This window comes from Neorhodopirellula pilleata (assembly GCF_007859915.1).
Taxonomy (GTDB): Bacteria; Planctomycetota; Planctomycetia; order Pirellulales; family Pirellulaceae; genus Rhodopirellula; species Rhodopirellula pilleata.
On the sequence record NZ_SJPM01000004.1, the window covers coordinates 148,658 to 164,275 of the forward strand.

Genomic DNA, 15,618 nt, shown 5'->3' on the forward strand with positions numbered 1-15,618 from the left:
TCTTTTGCTTACGCTGCCCGCGCCACTGCAACTTCATTCGTGACTCCGGCGACTAAGCGAATGGTGCGGTGCGCAAACGCGGCGGTGTCGGCGTCGTGGGTGACCATGACGATCGTTCGCCCGTCTTGGTGAAATTCATTCAGGTAATTCATCACCTGCTGGCGGGTTTCTGAATCGAGGTTTCCGGTCGGTTCATCGGCCAGGATGATTTGCGGATCGTTGGCGAGCGTCCTCGCCAACGCGACTCGTTGTTGCTGTCCTTGGCTCATTTCCGACGGACGGTGATCGGTTCGATCGGACAAGCCGACGCGGTCGAGCATCTCCATCGCACGATCTTCTTGTTGCTTGGCCGTTTTGCCGGACAACATCAGTGGGATCTGCACGTTTTCGCGAGCGGTCAGCCACGAGATCAAGTTGAACGACTGAAAGACGAATCCGATCTTTCGGCCTCGCAACGCCGTGCGTTCTTTCACCGACAGGTCATACAACGATTCGCCATCGAGCATCACGTCGCCAGTTGACGGTGCGAGCATTCCACCGAGGACGGACAACAACGTGGTCTTGCCACTGCCGCTGGGGCCAACGATTGCAATGAAGTCGTTGTCTGGAATCGTCAGGTCGGCGTTGTCGAGTGCCGTGACGATCTGGCCTCGGCGTTCGTAGGTCTGGGTAACTGATTTGAGTTGATACATGAGTCGTTCCATTGAGGATTGTTGATTGCAGATTTGAGATTGAAACGGATTCGATCCCTATTCGTTGAAAACGAGACACGGATCGAGACCAGCGGCGCGGCGCGCGGGCAGGAGGCTGGCGACCACTGCAACGATCGTGGCGGATGCCATCCCAACCCCCAACAGCATCGGCATCGGACTGACGTGAATGCCCAGCAACTGTGGTCCCAGTACTGCCGCGACGATGGTGCCGACGACGAAGCCCGCTGCTCCACCGGCGAGTCCTAAGACAGCGGCTTTACCAAGGAACATTTGGGTCACGAAGTTGCGACTGGCTCCAATTGCCATCAGCGTTCCGATTTCTTTGCGTCGCTCGGTCACGTTGGCGTACATCACACTGGCAATGCTCGCTCCACCGACCAACAGCAGGATCGACAGAAAGACCCAAGACAAACGCGACATCAATCCGTTGACGGCAATTTGAGTTTGAACCACTTGCGCGATCGTGACGATCCGCGTCTCGGGCAGTTCAGCGGAGAGGCTGGTAATCAGGCTGCCAGCCGCATCTTCGCAACACGCCATGATTTCGATCACGTTGACGACTGGGCCTGCACCGGACAATTCTTGAACGCTGTGCAAGTGAGCGAACATGCGGCCGTCGTCAATCGTTCCGGTCGCTGGCAATACCGTCAGGACGGTGAAATCCTCGCCGAACAACTGCAACGTATCGCCAACTTTCGCACCGAGTTGTCCCGCCAGGTCGCGACCGAGAATGACATCTCGATCGCCCAAGTCTTGAACGGTTCGGGTATTAGCCAGCGAGTTCGGGTCATCGTTTCCCGCACCGGTGTCGGCGGCGGTGGCACAACAACCGCGATCGCTCCCAACCGCGTTGCCCAACATTCCAAGTCCCTGCCATGCTGCTTTGGCTTGGAACTCACTTCGTGGCAAAATTCCGGCGAGAGTCACAGGGATCGAATCAACAGAGGCTTCGACGCACAACTTAGGAGCCAGATTTTCGACACCGGCCAACCGTGCCAGAGCGAGTCGGGTGACGTATTCCTCGGGCATCGTATGCCCGTGCATGTCGGCTCCGTAGTAGTCCTGCAACGTCACACTTGGCGGTAGTACCAAAACGTTAGCACCGAGCGATTCCATATCACCGGCAATCTTCCGTTCAGAGAACACGGTGATGTTCTGAATCGCTACCAATGCGGTGACGCCAAGTGTGACCGCCAACAGGCTGGTCAACATAGGTGTTGGACGTTGCCAAAGTTCTTTCCAGATCAAATGTCGAAGCTTCATAGAATCCATTCCTTGAATTGCAGATTGTTGAATTGAGTTTGAGGATTTTGAGATGAGCGATGAGAGATGGGAGCAACGTGTCTCCTTCTCCCACCTCCCCCTCTCTCGGACCGTTCCTAGCGTCGTGACGGTTGCGAAGCCTCAGCCGATTTGTGATGTTTGCAGTTTTCGTCGTCACAGCACTTGCCTGCGGCGGCGAGCTTTTGTGCCAAATCGTCAAGACTTACGTTGGCATTGAAAATTCCGACCATCACGCCCGGCGGTGCCATGAAGGCGACTACGGGAGCCGGTTGATCGGTTTTGACGCGAAGCTGTTGCAGGAACTTGGCTTCGGCAGGATCATTTGCGATCACCGTGACTACTTCGGTCCGATTTTCATAAAGCTTGTCGGCTTGAAACTGTCGAACGCCCATCGGGATCGAAGCGCCAGCACTCGGTTGAGCACACAGCAAAACCAGCTTGCGATCTTGCAACGCCTTCAGGCACTGAGCCTGACCAGTCGACACGATTGCAGCGGTAAGTTGCTGGGACGTTGCCTTTTGTGGGAACACGCTACATACCGCCCCGTTGGGAGCCAACACGGCAGTCGCAGGCATCGGCATTCGGGTCGCATCGTAATGTTTAACCAAGGCCTGTTCGGCAGCATCACCAATTTGTACAGGCACGATCACCGCATCTTGCCGATTGGCCAGAGTTGTTTGCAACGTGCCGTGCATGGCTTGCGTCGGGGCATCGTTCCCGCGATAGAACATCACGAATGCGAACTGATTATTCGCCGCAGCGTTTTGAATCGCTTGCTCCGCAGGACTTGCCGCCCGCGCAGTTTGTGCAAACGACAGACAAGCTGTCACTAAGGTCATGGTCAGTGCGATTGCAGTTTGACTGAAATTCCGTTTCATCGTCGTCATTCCTTTTGAGTGCCGAGAGAAGTTGTTTCTTCAGATTCCACCTCGGCGCGTGGATTCCGAATTGGTAGTGCGATTTTTGTTTGGCTGGTCTGGGACCCTGGCTCTCGCCTGGGTCCCAGATTTGCCAGTTTTACCTATTTGTGATCGTGATCTTCGTGGTCGTGATCGTGGGCAATCGTTCCACGGAACGACTTACCATTGATGGTGAGAACGAGCCGTGGTTCGGCTCCTTCTTCGTCCAGGTGCTCGCCGAGTTCTGCGTCAGTGGACACGAATCGCGAAGATTTGCCTTGCGGGTCGCTGGCGTCGGGGGATGCCGTCAGCTTGAACTGCTCGGGCTTGCCATCATGCTTGACGTTGATCGTGATATCCGATCCTTCGATCGGCACCTGTTCGGTGGCCGCTGCATTTAGCACGTAGATCGTCACCGAGCCGGTGGCTTCATCATGCACGAGTTCCGCGTGGTACTCTTCGTTGCCTAATTCGATCAATCCGCCGTGATGCGGTCCTTCGCTTGGGTGAGCATGACCTTCATGGTCGTCGTGGGCATCGACCGTTGCTGGGGGGGGCGAGGTTTCCACGTTCGTGCCAGCGTCTTTGCAGCCGACAAAGCCGAAGGTCATGGATGCCAATGCGAGCGTGAAGAATGTGTTTGTCAGTTTCATTTGATTTCTCTTGGGAAGGGGGGTAATTTAGAAGTAAGGAGTTAGGAGTTAGAAGTTGTTGTTAGTGCATGTGCTTCACCTCGAATCCGGTTTTTTGAAGCCACTTTTCCCACATCGACGCGACGTCATGCGAGCCGACTTCGATGTGTTTCCACTGCGGGCAACGGAAGTTCAGATCGGCGTGACCTGCGTGCTCAGTGGTTTTCAGTTCGCATCCGAGTCCCTGCAACATGGCGGTCAGTTCGGCAACCTGTGCTGGGTTTTCCAGGTGCAGTGACTTCCACTCTGCAACGCGGTAGGCGACCTCTTCGGCTTTGCCAGGAGCGTGACTGTGACCCGCGTGATCGTGATCGTCGGCGGCATGGTCGTGTTCAGCGTGGTCGTGGCCTTCGTGACCCGCTTCGTCGTGGCCGTTGTGATCTGCCGCGTGTCCGTGCAACGTCTCGAAACCGGCCTCTTTGAGCCAGTCTTCCCATTGGTGGGCAAGCTTGTCATCCGCCACTTCCATGCTCTTCCACTTGGGCGAACGGTAGACGACATCGGTGTGACCGTCGTGGTTGTCCATCTTGGCTTCGCAGCCGAGCTTCTGTACCGCCGCCAAGTGCTGCTGTGCTTTGCCCGCGTCATCAAAGTGCATCTGCTTCCACTGCGGCAGACAGAACGCGACGAACTCCGCCGCGTTCGCAAGGCTACCTAGCGACGACAGTGCAACAGCACACAACAAAACGCTGATTCGGTTTGACATAAAACTTTCCTTCAAGGTGATCCGTTCGCTTCCTGTCTTAGGTCGCGGGTTCGGAAAGGGGTTGGGAGGTCTCTGTCGTCCTTGACCGAGATTGGTCGAGTGGTTGGTGAGATTCCTCGTCTTCGGACTCTTCAAACAGAGGAATGTCGGTTTTCGATTCGTTGACAACTCGTTCAGCCGATTTCAGTCCGATCAGCCAGAACAACGCGGGGTGAACGAAGAAGTCGAGTAGCGTCGAACTAATCAGTCCGCCGAGAATCACGGTCGCGACTGGATAGAGGATTTCTTTGCCGGGTTCGCCAGCCGCCATGACCAACGGGACCAAGCCGATGCCGGAGGTAAGTGCGGTCATCAACACTGGTGCCAGACGTTCCAGTCCGGCACGTACAATCATTTCTTTTGTCCAGTCTTCGCCTTCGTGCTGGACCAAGTGCAAATAATGGTTAATCAGCAGGATTCCGTTTCGCGATGCGATTCCGGCGAGCGAGATGAAGCCGACCATCGCAGCAACGGTCAGCGTTTGGCCGGTGACGACCAACGCGATTACCGATCCGATGAACGCCATTGGTAGGGCCATCATCACTTGCAGCGAGAGGTTGACGCTGCGGAACATCGTGTACAGAACCAGGAACACGCCCACTAGCGAGACGGCGAACAGGATGCCGATGACTCGCGATGCCGATTGCTGGCTTTCAAATTGTCCGCTGTACTGAACGAAGTATCCTGGCGGCAACGACTCGACGATGGGTTGAAACTTCTTTTGAATGTCTTGCACCACGTCGACCACACCTCGCTCGGATACGTTGCACTGCAACACAATTCGGCGACGAACATCTTCGCGGTTAATTGTGTTTGGGCCGCCTGATTGGTAGATGTTCGCGACCGATTCCAACGGCACTTTCCCACCGTCGGCGAGGTCAATCGTCAGCCGCTTGAGAGTTTGCAGGTTCTCGCGGTAATCTTCATCGAGACGCAGCATCAAATCGAACGTGCGTTGGCCGATCAAGATTTCGGAAACGACTTGTCCGTTGAGGGCCGTTTGGATGAACTCGTTGACTTCGACGGCACTGAGTCCGTAAAGCAACAGCTTGTCGCGGTCGAGTTCGATCCGTAATTGCGGAATGATGACTTGGGGTTCGACCAGCACATCCTTCGTTCCGGACACCGTCTTCATTACCGCTTCCATCTCGCCCGCTTTGCGACGCAACAGATCGAGATCGTCGCCATAGATTTTGATTCCAATTTGAGCCTTCACACCGGAGATCATGTGCGAGATCAAGTGAGCGATTGGTTGCTCGACCGCAGTGACGATGCCGGGAATGTCGGCCATCGCCTCGCGAATTTCTTCGAGCTGTTCTTCGCGGGATCGCGGCGATTCGGGATCGAGTTCCAAGATGAACTCGCTCATATTCACGCCCTCGGCGTGTTCGTCCAACTCGGCGCGTCCGGTGCGGCGAATGAAGCCTTCGATGTCTTCAATCTCTCGCAATCGAGTTTCGACATGGCTAGAAATGTCGTTGGAAGTAGCCAGTGAAGTGCCCGGCGGCAACACGACGTTTAGTTGAACCGCACCTTCATTAAATGGCGGCAGGAAGTCGCGTTCGAGACTCATCAGGAACATTCCGGACAAAACGACTAGTACCGCTGTGACGGCTAGATTGAATCGCGGAACCGTCAGGCTGAAGCGGATGACTTTGTCGCCAATCCATTTGATGCCTCGCAGGACGAATCCGTCTTTCTCGTGCCCCTTAAGCTTTTGACTACCGAGCAACCAATAGGACAGCACGGGTGTGACGGTCAGCGACACGAGTAACGACGAAAGTATCGAAACGATGTAGGCGACACCCAGCGGAGCAAACAAACGTCCTTCCATGCCCGAGAGCGCGAACAGCGGTAGAAATACGAGGATCACGATCATCGTGCCGAATACGATTGAATTGCGAATCTCGATACTGGCACGGAATACGACCAGCAAGGGATGCTTGGGGTTATCGCTGGCCCGATTTTCCTTCAATCGGCGATAGATGTTTTCCACATCGACGATCGCGTCGTCGACCAGTTCACCGATCGCAACGGCCAAACCACCCAGCGTCATCGTGTTGATCGACAAATCGAAGATTGAAAACACGATCGCGGTCATTACCAGCGACAACGGAATCGCGGTCAGCGTGATGAATGTCGTGCGGACGTTCATCAGGAACAGGAACAAGATAATGACGACCAAGATGCCGCCGTCACGAAGTGCCTCGGCAACGTTCTCGATCGCTCGGTCGATGAATGACTTTTGCGTGTAGAGCGGTTCGATGCGTAGGTCACCCGGCAAAGAAGGCCGCAACTCATCAATTGCCGCCATCACATCGTCGGTCACTCGCCGCGTGTCGGCTCCCGGTTGCTTGTTGATCGTAAGAATGACCGCAGGGCCACCGCTGTAATTTCTGTCCTCATCGCGTACCCAGGCTGAACTGTCGCCGCGTTTGACTTGCGCACCTTCGACGACGCGAGCGATCTGGCCCAGCGAAATGGGGCGGCCTTCCTTCATCGTGACGACGACCTTTTGCAGGTCTTCAATGCTCTGAACACGGCCCAGACCACGAACTAGCAATTCGTTCGGGCCTTGTTCATCCAAGTAGCCGCCCGTGGCGTTGTCATTGCTGTTCTGAACGGCTTGCTTAACCTGATGCAACGCAATTCCGAATCGCAACATCGCATCGGGGTCGACCAACACTTGAAACTGCTTGCGTCCGCCGCCCATCGTGAAGACTTGCGAAACGCCAGGGATGGTCAGCAATCGCTGCCGCACGACCCAATCTCCGAGCGTTCGCAGTTCAAGCGGTTCGGTTGCACCGTCGTCGCTCCACATTCCCAACATCAGGATTTGACCCATGATGGAAGAGATCGGTGCGAGCGTTGGCTTTACGCCTTTCGGCATCCGTTCTTGAACGAGTTGCAGTCGTTCGGCGACGATTTGACGGTCGTTGTAAATGTCCGTGTTCCAATCGAACTCGACATAGACGACCGAGATACCAACGCCCGATGAACTTCGGACCGCTTGAACGCCGTTCGCGCCATTGACCGCCGTTTCAATGGGGAACGTCACGAGCGTTTCGACTTCTTCCGGTGCCAGCCCTGGTGCCTCGGTCATGATGACCACACGAGGACGGTTGAGGTCGGGGAAGACGTCGATCGGAGCCTGCATCGCCTGCCAAGTCCCGAATCCCACCAGGAACAAGGCAACGGCGATGACAAGCATGCGTTGCTTCAACGCGAATCGAATGATTGAATCTAGCATGATGTGGCTCCTTAGTGGTTGTGGCCTGCGTGTGGATCAACTCCACCGCCAGACTTATTTTTGAGAGCCATTTGCATTTGATGAGCGCCACGCATGGCGATGACGTCACCAGGGAACAGCGAACCGTCGTTGTCGATCACGGCGGAATACTGATCGCGATACTTCACATGAACCGGCACGCGGTCGAAGTGACTGCCGTTCTGCTGGAACACGAAAGTTTCCGCTCCTTCGCTCGCCACCGCCTCGACAGGCACCACGATTTGTTCCGGCATTTCTTGGACTGGTACTCGCAACTGCATCCGTTGACCGGGGACGTAACGCCATTCGACGTAGCGATTGCCGTCGGCGCGATGATCCTTGGCGACTTCGTTAGGAAGGCGAACATAGAAATTCAGCGTTCGCGTCTTGGCATCAACTTGATTGGCGAGATACGCCATTTTCAAGCCTTCGATCACACGGGATTCGGAGCCTGGTTCTTCCAAGATCGCGTCAACTGCCCAGCCATTCTGGGACGCTTTCCGAAGCTGCTTAATGTCTTGCTCGAATGCGAGCCCTTCGATGAACAGTTCGTCGTAGTCGGTTAAGATGCAAAGTGTTTCGCCCGCGTTGATGGACTGGCCTTTGTGAACAGCCAAGTCTTGCAGGATCAATGGGCCAGTGTGTTTGGGTTGCTCGTCTTTGACATAACCCGCTTGAATGACTCGTTGGGTCAAACGCAATTCTTCCTCACCGTGGCTATCGACACTCGGAGCGAAGACTTGTAGCTCACGGAGCAATCGTCGCTCCCGTTCAATTTGCTCTACTTGGTTGTCTGACAATCCGTGCAGCCGAAGCGATTCACGCATGGCACTCAAGTTGGCGTTCAGCTTGTCGCGAGCGTACTGTCGTTCCAGCAAAACCTTGCCGGCGATCGCACCACTACTGGTGACCTGTTGCAAGCGAGCGACCTCGCGTTGTTCAACATCGAGTTCCCCGAGCGTGCGAAGGAAATCAGTTTGTGCGTTGACAAGGTCTTCGTGTGTCAAGCGAATCTGAAACAGTAGACTTCCCGGCTCGACCGCTTCGCCTTGCACCGCGTGAACATGCGTGACGACGCCGGTCATCGGCGTGGCAACTTGGACTCGTGAACGACCAGGCCGTTCGACGACGACGGCGGGAACCGTGATGGATCGACGGAAGGTTTCCAACTTGATCGGGCGGATCGTCTCGTCGGACAATCCGATGTTGCGGATCGCCTGCTTTGACAGTTCCAACGAAGTCGCCTCGTCGTGACCCGCATGCGCTGCGTGATCGTGACCGGCATGAGGATCAGCCTCGCCGGCCGCCTCACCCTCGTGCGATTCGCCTCCGCCATTGCGGAAAGAAACAGCGGTTTGATCGACCCACGCCTTGGTGGCCGGGAACCAACGCTGCCAAGTAAAACCACCGACGATCACAACGATCAGCGTGGCGATTAGCCAAACCCACTTCATGGGCACTTTGGGCATACGGATTTTCATGGTAACGAAACCAACGGAACAACTGCCGGAGAAACCGACCCACGATTCAATATGTGTGGGTCAGAGAAAGGTCAACGCGAAGAAGCGTCCGTGGCAGATGATCGGCGAATGCAGGCTGAATCAATCAGCGCAAGCGAAATTCGCCAAGAGTGTCGGAGCTGATGCACGAGGATCGAAAGTCTTGACGACTTTCGCCACGGCATAGAGGCACAGTCACTCTCATCCAATCACGGACGAGAGCGGACCATTACAGACGCCAGACTTGCGTCTTGATGCGGAGGGGCGACTGTACGTCGTGCGGATCGGGCGGCGAACCGTACACCGTCCGTAGTGCGAGAATGTCTTGCGACGACAACGACAAACAGTGCGTTAGCAAGGGCGACCAATCGTAGGTCAGCATCAACGAAATGCCGTTGTCTCGTTGATCGGCAACAAAGTTGCAGTCAGCTTCGTCACAGGATTCATGCGGTCCATGGGAGCCCGAACAAGGCTGGCTGGATTCGTCATCAAAGCACTCGCAAGCAATCGAGCCATCTGCGTTGTGCTGATGTTGGCAGGAAGCCTTGTGACCTTCGTGGGAATGCTCGTCGTGATCGTGGCCAGAGTCGCTGAGACCAACCACGTGCGGAACTTCCACCATCACCTGGTCATCACCGTGATCGTGCGTGCAATCCGCGTGAGCGTGATGCACGCAACAACCCAGCAGTGCGTGAAGCACTACGGCGGTCATCGTTGAGTAGGTGAGGAGCTTGTGAAACATGGTCGCTTTGTTGGGACACGGACGATCGGCACAATGGGACGAATCGTCGCAGTATTACTATCGAATTTTGGCTGTCCGGTCTACAGTGAAATTGTGCGGGAAGGGTAATGCAGAAGCTGTGCCAATCGCGAATTTGCGGCGAATCGTTGGCAAAAGTCGCGAAATCGACGCTCAATAAAATTCGGGATTGTCGTCAACCTGACCGCGACACCGTCGCATAGTGCGACGGTGTCAGTGTCAATGAACTCAGTGCCAATGTCCAGATTGGTGAACATCGTAGTGGCCGGGGCGGTAGTCGAGATGTCCGTTGTGTGGCACCAACGACGGTGCGTGGTAATCCAAGTGTGTCGTATTGTGATATCCGCGATGGATGTTCGGCGAAGGATACGTCGGGTAGCTCGGGTAGGAGGGATAGGTCGGCACGTACCGAGAAGGTTGGATGATGTGCCCACTACCGTGATGACCTCCGCTGTGAAATCCGCTGTGGCTTCCGCCGTGATGGCCACCGAAATGACTGCTTTGGTGGCTTCCAAAATGAGAGCCGTGCTGTGCTTTCGCCTCACTACCCATGACGAACGTAAATAGGGCAGCAAGTGCGATGGCAGGGACGATTTTCGTTGAGATCGACATTTTCGTTTCCTTCGTGCTTGGTTGAGAACATTGTTTTGGGCTTCAGTAAGCCCGACAACCAAGACAAGTCAAAAACGTACGCCCAGCGGAAAGGAATCCTGAAAGTTTTATTCGGCGTGTGTGAAAGCAATCATCTCGACGCCAATCCCTTGCCTGTTGAGTTCGTGCGTCGCGTCCCTGAGGTGCTTTTGGACAGTCGCCAAGGGAGCGTTGATATCCTGCGGTAATCCCAGAGAGCGGTCGCTCTGTTCGATTGTCAGCACACCATCGACGATCCGGAATACCAACGCATCACCGATAGACGGCCATTGAGTGCTGGGACGCAGGATTTCGGCAGTTTGCTCGTTGTAGATGCCCGTACTCAGTTCTTTCGATGCGGGCAGTTCAAGCCAAACGATTACCTCCGTGCCCGCAGGGCCAGTGAGCGGAACTGCTTGGTCAAGCTTGGCGGGGTAGTGAACCCAACGCGGTTGATCCTCAGCGGCAAAACCGGCCAAACGTTCAGGCTTCCCTTCGCTTGAGACAATCCATAACTCACCCTGCCGTCCGCCGCGAAGCGAAGCGTTGACTTGCAAGCCTTCTCCTGTGGCTATCGGCACGCGATGAACGAGTTCAAAGGCATATTGCTCGGACCATACTTTGACATCCAGCAGTCCTAGGCGTTTCGATTCAGTAATCCATTTTGATGGCGAGACAGCCAGCGGTAAAGGAAAATTCATTTGACTTGAGTTTGATCGCCAAAGGACCAAACCAACAAAGCTAAATACCGCAATCGAGATTGCCAAAATCGTTTTGTAATAAAGAGGTCGGCTGGTTCGTTGTTCAAGCCAACACTGTAGCTCGTCCGCAAAGTCGCTAGCCGACGCAGTACGTTTTCCAGGATCAGTGGCCAATGCCGCTTCGCAAATTCGGATCACTTGACTGGGTGTGTCCGCATTCCGAAGGACATCGCGATCCCATTGCCCGGTGGCGACTAGATCAACCACATTGAGCGACGAGCGCGAAGCGTAAGGATGATTTCCAACCAAGCCGAAGTAGAGCAACGCACCGAGCGAGAATACATCCGATACGGGTTTCCGATAACGTCTTTCATCACGATTGTTATCGGAAGTGAGCAATTCTGGGGCCATGTAAGCGAGCGTACCGCCGGAATGATCTTGTCGCCCGGTGGCATTCTCGTCCCAAACGTCTACGCCGCGATTGATCGCTAGCCCAAAATCAACCAATTTAGGAAGTCCGTTTGCATCGACCAGCACGTTCGCGGGCTTAATATCGCAGTGAACGATTCCGGCCTCATGCAAAGTTTGGACTGTGCATGCTAGTCGTATTAACGCTTCAACAAGCTGGGTCTGCGTTAAAGTACGGTCATCCACACGTTGCTTTAGTGTCGTGCCACGAATCAATTCCGATACGATGAAAGGCCGATCGTGCCATACACCCGCGTCGATCACACGCGCTATTCCGGGATCGTTGACCGTGACCAGCAAACGTCCCTCTTCGAGAATCCGGTCGGTGGCTGCGGTCTTGCACTTGCCGACCTTCATTGCCAGTTCGCAGCGAAGCATGGGATGGATAACGCGAAAAACCTCGGCTTGCGATCCTTCGCCGATCTTTTCAATCACCGTGTATGCGCCGATGTGCTCGATCGCCGTGACGTGATTTTCAAACGAACCTAGTGGGTCCGTCTCGCCGTCGAGTCGCGACAACTCGGTGTCCACCTCAATCTGTCGCAGCAGCTTATCGGCAGATTCAGGATAGCGAGTGCAAAGATCACCAATTTCCGCACTGACACCGCTGGATTGTTTAGACAGATATTCCAAGTAAAGTAAATCGACCCTCTGGCTGTCATTGAGCCGATCCGCTTGTTGAGCGATCACAGTTGCAACATGCGACGACATTTCGATTGGTGGCAAAACTTCGGTTTCGCGAAGCAGCTTAACGGTGATGACACCGACACGCTTTCATCCAGCGAAGAAATGGTCTGTGTCGATGCGTCGGTCGCTAACCAAGTTGCGTTTGACGAGTCGCGAGACTATTCATCCAAGGTCGCCTATCTGCACAACTTGCATGGAATCGCGATGGGAATGCGTTTTCAAGGCGAAACGGCACTGGCAGCCGCCGAGTATCGAAAACTCACCGACCGCGTTGAATCTGCGTTCGGTCAGTTTCGCAGTGACTCCGCTGACGCAGCAATCGAAGATCAGTTCATCGGTCGGACTATCAATACGCAAGAGCGACTTGGCGACTGCAACCTATTTGGCGATCCAGAGGTGCGAGACTTAAAGGAAGCTCTTGATGACTATCGCCGCGCCATGACGCGTGTGCATTTGCTACGTGATTCGGCTCGCGATCAAACCACTGCCGTGTTGTTGTACAAACAAGCGTTGGCGTTAAGTCTTCTGCCTCAGTCGATTGCATCGCTTCAATTCGCCTCTGTACCGACGTGTAGTCGCTGTCCTCGAGTCGCTCACACATGGCAACGACATCGGGGCGTGACCTCAAGATCAAATGGAAATGGTTCGATAATATCGCGAAACCCAGTAAATCTATACCAAAGAATGCAGAAAGTTGCTGCAGATGGTTTTCAATCCAGACCTTTCGATGATCGAAATTTTTGCCTGAAACCGGGTCGTCTCCCATCAAGAAGCACCGGCGCACTGTTTGACTGTAAAGGTGCCCTATGGCCACTGCTCGTGGATCAAAAATTTCCGCACGGTTCAAACGAGCCATCACGCACCTCTCCAGTCTGACGGGTTAGAAAAGTCAACCTGTTCCTCATTACCGCTACAGAAGGGACAGTCAATAGTTGAAAAAGTGCTATGGCCCCATGAAATTCCCGTGTGCAGCGAACGATGCCCCGTCGACGGAGCGATCACGGTCACCGACGGCAAGCCAACGATTAACGAAGACACCTGCACCGGATGCGGCGTGTGCCGTTACGTTTGCCCAGCACCCGAAAACGCGATCCTGCTGATGCCCGCATTCTCACGTCCTGGATTACCCAACGCATGACATCGAAAAAGCTGACGCTGGAAGACCTGGAAAACAACGAACCGCTACCGGAAATCCTGCAAGCCGAATGGGCCAAGGACCAAGTCTTGCAGTTGTTTGCCGATCTAGCCGGTGGTGCTGACGTTCAACAGGTGCAAATGAAATCGCACGCAACCGATGCTGCCGTCACGTTGGCGACCGCCGAAGCCGCCTTTGCCGCCGACGAAGCACAAGCGATCCAAGTGCGATACGTCTTCGAGGGCGAGATGTGGTGCGACACCATCATGCCTGGAAATCCCACCACCAAGATCATTCGCAACAGACTTCCGAATGTTCACTAAACAGCATTCGCAATCACAACCTGGGCGGTTTGTAACGACGAAACGCCGCCGCATCAATCGAAAGCAACGCTTAGTGCCGATGACAACGATTGACTTCCTTTAGGCGGGAGGGCACTGATGACAAAGGGTCGGACGCACTTTCAAGGATGAATCACGATGATGTTTGATAGCTACGATACTTACGCCACTGGTCGCGACGGTGAGATCCTGCATTTCGACATCGTTGTCGCTGCGGGAACGCCGAAGCCGGTTGTCGAAATGCTCGCCGCGAAATATGCGGAAAGCCAATCGCCCGAAGTCGAAACAGAACTGGTTTCAAGAACATCCACTTTGCCGGCCGAACTTGCGATGGACCAACGGGCTGCCGTGAAACAACACGGCTTCGCGATCGCGTCTTATAGCGACCGAAGAAGGATGGCAGCCTAAGGGTGTCAACTCGCGGTGACAAGCATGTCGGTTGCTCAGTTCTTCCGTTGACTCTGACTTTCATTGCTTTATTCTGTTGATTCGATCGACGCACGACGAGGCTGTGAGCGGACGCAGCCTTGCATGATGCCGATCGAATCTACTGATAGGCGGATGAAATTGGATGCGTGCATGCAAATGGCTTGGAATTGAATTGGTGGAAGTGAGCTGGGCAGAGAAATTGGTTTCTGCCGTTGGCTCTTGCGTGGCGATCTTTTGCGTGTTTTGCGTTACTCGGTACAGCTTGCCGGCAGCCGCCGCGGCCGGCGTGATCGCGTCGATGGGTGCCACCGCGGTTCTGCTGTATGCCGTGCCGCAGGGGCCGCTATCACAACCGTGGCCGTTGATCGGCGGGCACACGATCTCGGCCGTGATCGGCGTGTGCTGTGCTCGCTATGTCGACAACACCGCCGTAGCCACCGCACTCGCCGTGGGACTGGCGATCGGCGTGATGTATCAATGCAAGTGCATTCATCCGCCCGGTGGCGCAACCGCGTTCACTGCCGTGATGGGCGGATCAGCGGTACACGAGCTTGGGTTTACTTTCGTTCTGTACCCGGTGTTGCTCAATGCGTTGGTCATGCTGGTACTTGCGATCGTGATCAACTATCCGTTCCGCTGGCGACGTTATCCGGCTTTCTTGGTGCGCCGATTCGATGAAGCTGAGCCTGAGAACTTGCAAGTTTCGGAGGACGTTCACAAGCACGTCTTGGCCTCCATCCGGTCGCTCGATTCGTTCGTCGATGTCAGCGAAGATGATTTGCTGTACCTCGCAAGCGACATCGCTGCTCGTGTGGGCAACAAGAATGAAAGCGATGCTGTCTCCGTGCGACGGAGCGTTTCGTCCGATCGCTGGAACGATGTGGCTAGCGACGAGCCGGAACGCACGCTAACGCCCTGACGTCGGCTAGCGAGCTCTCATTCGACCAGCGGAATGATCGGGTTAGTCGAATTCAGCAATCCCGCGATCGTGACTTTTGCAAACGCTTCTTCCGTCGCCGCGTAGGCACGGTCCAGTTCCGCGTGCAGCGGGCACAGTGACGTGTGGGATTGCAAATTCAACGGGCAGTTACAAATTCGCCCTAGCGGTTCCACCGCGTCGACGATGTCCAGGATTGTGATCGCTTCGGCCGATCGGGCGAGCGAATAGCCGCCCTGGGAGCCGCATCGCGACTCCACCAGATCTGCGTTTGCCAAGTTTTGCATCACGCGGTGCAGGTAGCGACGCGGGTTCTTTGTGATGCCGGCGATCTCTTCGGCGGACGAGGGCGTTTTGCCGCAGGCGGCTTGGCCGGCCAAGCAGGTCACTGCTCGAAGGGCATATTCAGTGGTTTTTGAGAGCATCGTGG

Annotated in this window: 16 protein-coding genes; 5 read left to right on the forward strand and 11 right to left on the reverse strand. The window is 55.1% G+C overall.

Annotated features, from left to right (window positions below; genetic code table 11):
- Positions 1-8 precede the first annotated feature (8 nt).
- The 10 genes from Pla100_RS11475 to Pla100_RS11520 all read right to left on the reverse strand — a co-directional run bounded on the left by Pla100_RS11475 (position 9) and on the right by Pla100_RS11520 (position 12,370).
- Positions 9-692, reverse strand: coding sequence for an ABC transporter ATP-binding protein (locus tag Pla100_RS11475; protein ID WP_146577844.1), 684 nt, complete (start codon positions 690-692; stop codon positions 9-11).
- Positions 693-749: 57 nt separating this feature from the next.
- Positions 750-1,976: an ABC transporter permease gene (locus tag Pla100_RS11480; RefSeq protein ID WP_146577845.1), complete on the reverse strand. Its 1,227-nt coding sequence runs from the start codon at positions 1,974-1,976 to the stop codon at positions 750-752.
- A gap of 116 nt (positions 1,977-2,092) precedes the next feature.
- Positions 2,093-2,875, reverse strand: a complete 783-nt coding sequence (locus Pla100_RS11485; protein WP_146577846.1) for a hypothetical protein — start codon at positions 2,873-2,875, stop codon at positions 2,093-2,095.
- A 143-nt stretch (positions 2,876-3,018) separates the two neighbouring features.
- Positions 3,019-3,549, reverse strand: a complete 531-nt coding sequence (locus tag Pla100_RS11490) for a hypothetical protein (protein WP_146577847.1) — start codon at positions 3,547-3,549, stop codon at positions 3,019-3,021.
- Positions 3,550-3,610: 61 nt separating this feature from the next.
- Positions 3,611-4,294, reverse strand: coding sequence for a hypothetical protein (locus Pla100_RS11495; protein WP_146577848.1), 684 nt, complete (start codon positions 4,292-4,294; stop codon positions 3,611-3,613).
- Between the two features lie 37 nt (positions 4,295-4,331).
- Entirely contained in the window at positions 4,332-7,583 is a 3,252-nt protein-coding gene (locus Pla100_RS11500) for an efflux RND transporter permease subunit (RefSeq protein ID WP_146577849.1), read from the reverse strand.
- Between the two features lie 11 nt (positions 7,584-7,594).
- Complete coding sequence (locus Pla100_RS11505; RefSeq protein ID WP_146534462.1) at positions 7,595-9,055, reverse strand: efflux RND transporter periplasmic adaptor subunit; 1,461 nt, start codon at positions 9,053-9,055, stop codon at positions 7,595-7,597.
- A gap of 274 nt (positions 9,056-9,329) precedes the next feature.
- Positions 9,330-9,842, reverse strand: a complete 513-nt coding sequence (locus Pla100_RS11510; protein WP_146577850.1) for a hypothetical protein — start codon at positions 9,840-9,842, stop codon at positions 9,330-9,332.
- 246 nt (positions 9,843-10,088) lie between these two features.
- Positions 10,089-10,472, reverse strand: a complete 384-nt coding sequence (locus tag Pla100_RS11515) for a hypothetical protein (protein ID WP_146577851.1) — start codon at positions 10,470-10,472, stop codon at positions 10,089-10,091.
- A 107-nt stretch (positions 10,473-10,579) separates the two neighbouring features.
- Positions 10,580-12,370 carry a serine/threonine-protein kinase gene (locus tag Pla100_RS11520; protein ID WP_146577852.1) on the reverse strand — a complete coding sequence of 597 codons (1,791 nt, stop codon included), beginning with the start codon at positions 12,368-12,370 and terminating at the stop codon, positions 10,580-10,582.
- On the opposite strand from Pla100_RS11520, the gene Pla100_RS30695 reads away from it, so the two are divergent.
- From Pla100_RS30695 to Pla100_RS11545, 5 genes are all read left to right on the forward strand, one after another.
- Positions 12,359-13,222, forward strand: coding sequence for a hypothetical protein (locus Pla100_RS30695; protein ID WP_197167859.1), 864 nt, complete (start codon positions 12,359-12,361; stop codon positions 13,220-13,222). The genes Pla100_RS11520 and Pla100_RS30695 overlap by 12 nt on opposite strands.
- Positions 13,223-13,286: 64 nt before the next feature.
- Complete coding sequence (locus tag Pla100_RS11530) at positions 13,287-13,484, forward strand: 4Fe-4S binding protein (RefSeq protein WP_231602969.1); 198 nt, start codon at positions 13,287-13,289, stop codon at positions 13,482-13,484.
- The gene (locus tag Pla100_RS11535) at positions 13,481-13,804 is read left to right on the forward strand and encodes a hypothetical protein (protein ID WP_008658347.1); all 324 of its coding nucleotides are present in this window, start codon (positions 13,481-13,483) and stop codon (positions 13,802-13,804) included. The genes Pla100_RS11530 and Pla100_RS11535 overlap by 4 nt, the downstream gene beginning before the upstream one ends.
- Positions 13,805-13,960: 156 nt before the next feature.
- The gene (locus tag Pla100_RS11540) at positions 13,961-14,230 is read left to right on the forward strand and encodes a DUF2024 family protein (RefSeq protein ID WP_146577853.1); all 270 of its coding nucleotides are present in this window, start codon (positions 13,961-13,963) and stop codon (positions 14,228-14,230) included.
- A 163-nt stretch (positions 14,231-14,393) separates the two neighbouring features.
- Positions 14,394-15,170: an HPP family protein gene (locus Pla100_RS11545; RefSeq protein WP_146577854.1), complete on the forward strand. Its 777-nt coding sequence runs from the start codon at positions 14,394-14,396 to the stop codon at positions 15,168-15,170.
- Positions 15,171-15,187: 17 nt separating this feature from the next.
- Here Pla100_RS11545 and Pla100_RS11550 read toward each other — a convergent pair whose 3' ends face one another.
- Positions 15,188-15,613, reverse strand: coding sequence for an RrF2 family transcriptional regulator (locus Pla100_RS11550; protein ID WP_146577855.1), 426 nt, complete (start codon positions 15,611-15,613; stop codon positions 15,188-15,190).
- Positions 15,614-15,618 lie beyond the last annotated feature (5 nt).

Excerpts from the sequence above, each read along its gene's own strand:
- Pla100_RS11475 (WP_146577844.1), bottom strand. The coding sequence starts at position 692 with ATGTATCAACTCAAATCAGTTACCCAGACCTACGAACGCCGAGGCCAG.
- Pla100_RS11480 (WP_146577845.1), bottom strand. The coding sequence starts at position 1,976 with ATGAAGCTTCGACATTTGATCTGGAAAGAACTTTGGCAACGTCCAACA.
- Pla100_RS11485 (WP_146577846.1), bottom strand. The coding sequence starts at position 2,875 with ATGAAACGGAATTTCAGTCAAACTGCAATCGCACTGACCATGACCTTA.
- Pla100_RS11490 (WP_146577847.1), bottom strand. The coding sequence starts at position 3,549 with ATGAAACTGACAAACACATTCTTCACGCTCGCATTGGCATCCATGACC.
- Pla100_RS11495 (WP_146577848.1), bottom strand. The coding sequence starts at position 4,294 with ATGTCAAACCGAATCAGCGTTTTGTTGTGTGCTGTTGCACTGTCGTCG.
- Pla100_RS11500 (WP_146577849.1), bottom strand. The coding sequence starts at position 7,583 with ATGCTAGATTCAATCATTCGATTCGCGTTGAAGCAACGCATGCTTGTC.
- Pla100_RS11505 (WP_146534462.1), bottom strand. The coding sequence starts at position 9,055 with ATGAAGTGGGTTTGGCTAATCGCCACGCTGATCGTTGTGATCGTCGGT.
- Pla100_RS11510 (WP_146577850.1), bottom strand. The coding sequence starts at position 9,842 with ATGTTTCACAAGCTCCTCACCTACTCAACGATGACCGCCGTAGTGCTT.
- Pla100_RS11515 (WP_146577851.1), bottom strand. The coding sequence starts at position 10,472 with ATGTCGATCTCAACGAAAATCGTCCCTGCCATCGCACTTGCTGCCCTA.
- Pla100_RS30695 (WP_197167859.1), top strand. The coding sequence starts at position 12,359 with ATGCGACGACATTTCGATTGGTGGCAAAACTTCGGTTTCGCGAAGCAG.
- Pla100_RS11520 (WP_146577852.1), bottom strand. The coding sequence starts at position 12,370 with ATGTCGTCGCATGTTGCAACTGTGATCGCTCAACAAGCGGATCGGCTC.
- Pla100_RS11535 (WP_008658347.1), top strand. The coding sequence starts at position 13,481 with ATGACATCGAAAAAGCTGACGCTGGAAGACCTGGAAAACAACGAACCG.
- Pla100_RS11540 (WP_146577853.1), top strand. The coding sequence starts at position 13,961 with ATGATGTTTGATAGCTACGATACTTACGCCACTGGTCGCGACGGTGAG.
- Pla100_RS11545 (WP_146577854.1), top strand. The coding sequence starts at position 14,394 with ATGCGTGCATGCAAATGGCTTGGAATTGAATTGGTGGAAGTGAGCTGG.
- Pla100_RS11550 (WP_146577855.1), bottom strand. The coding sequence starts at position 15,613 with ATGCTCTCAAAAACCACTGAATATGCCCTTCGAGCAGTGACCTGCTTG.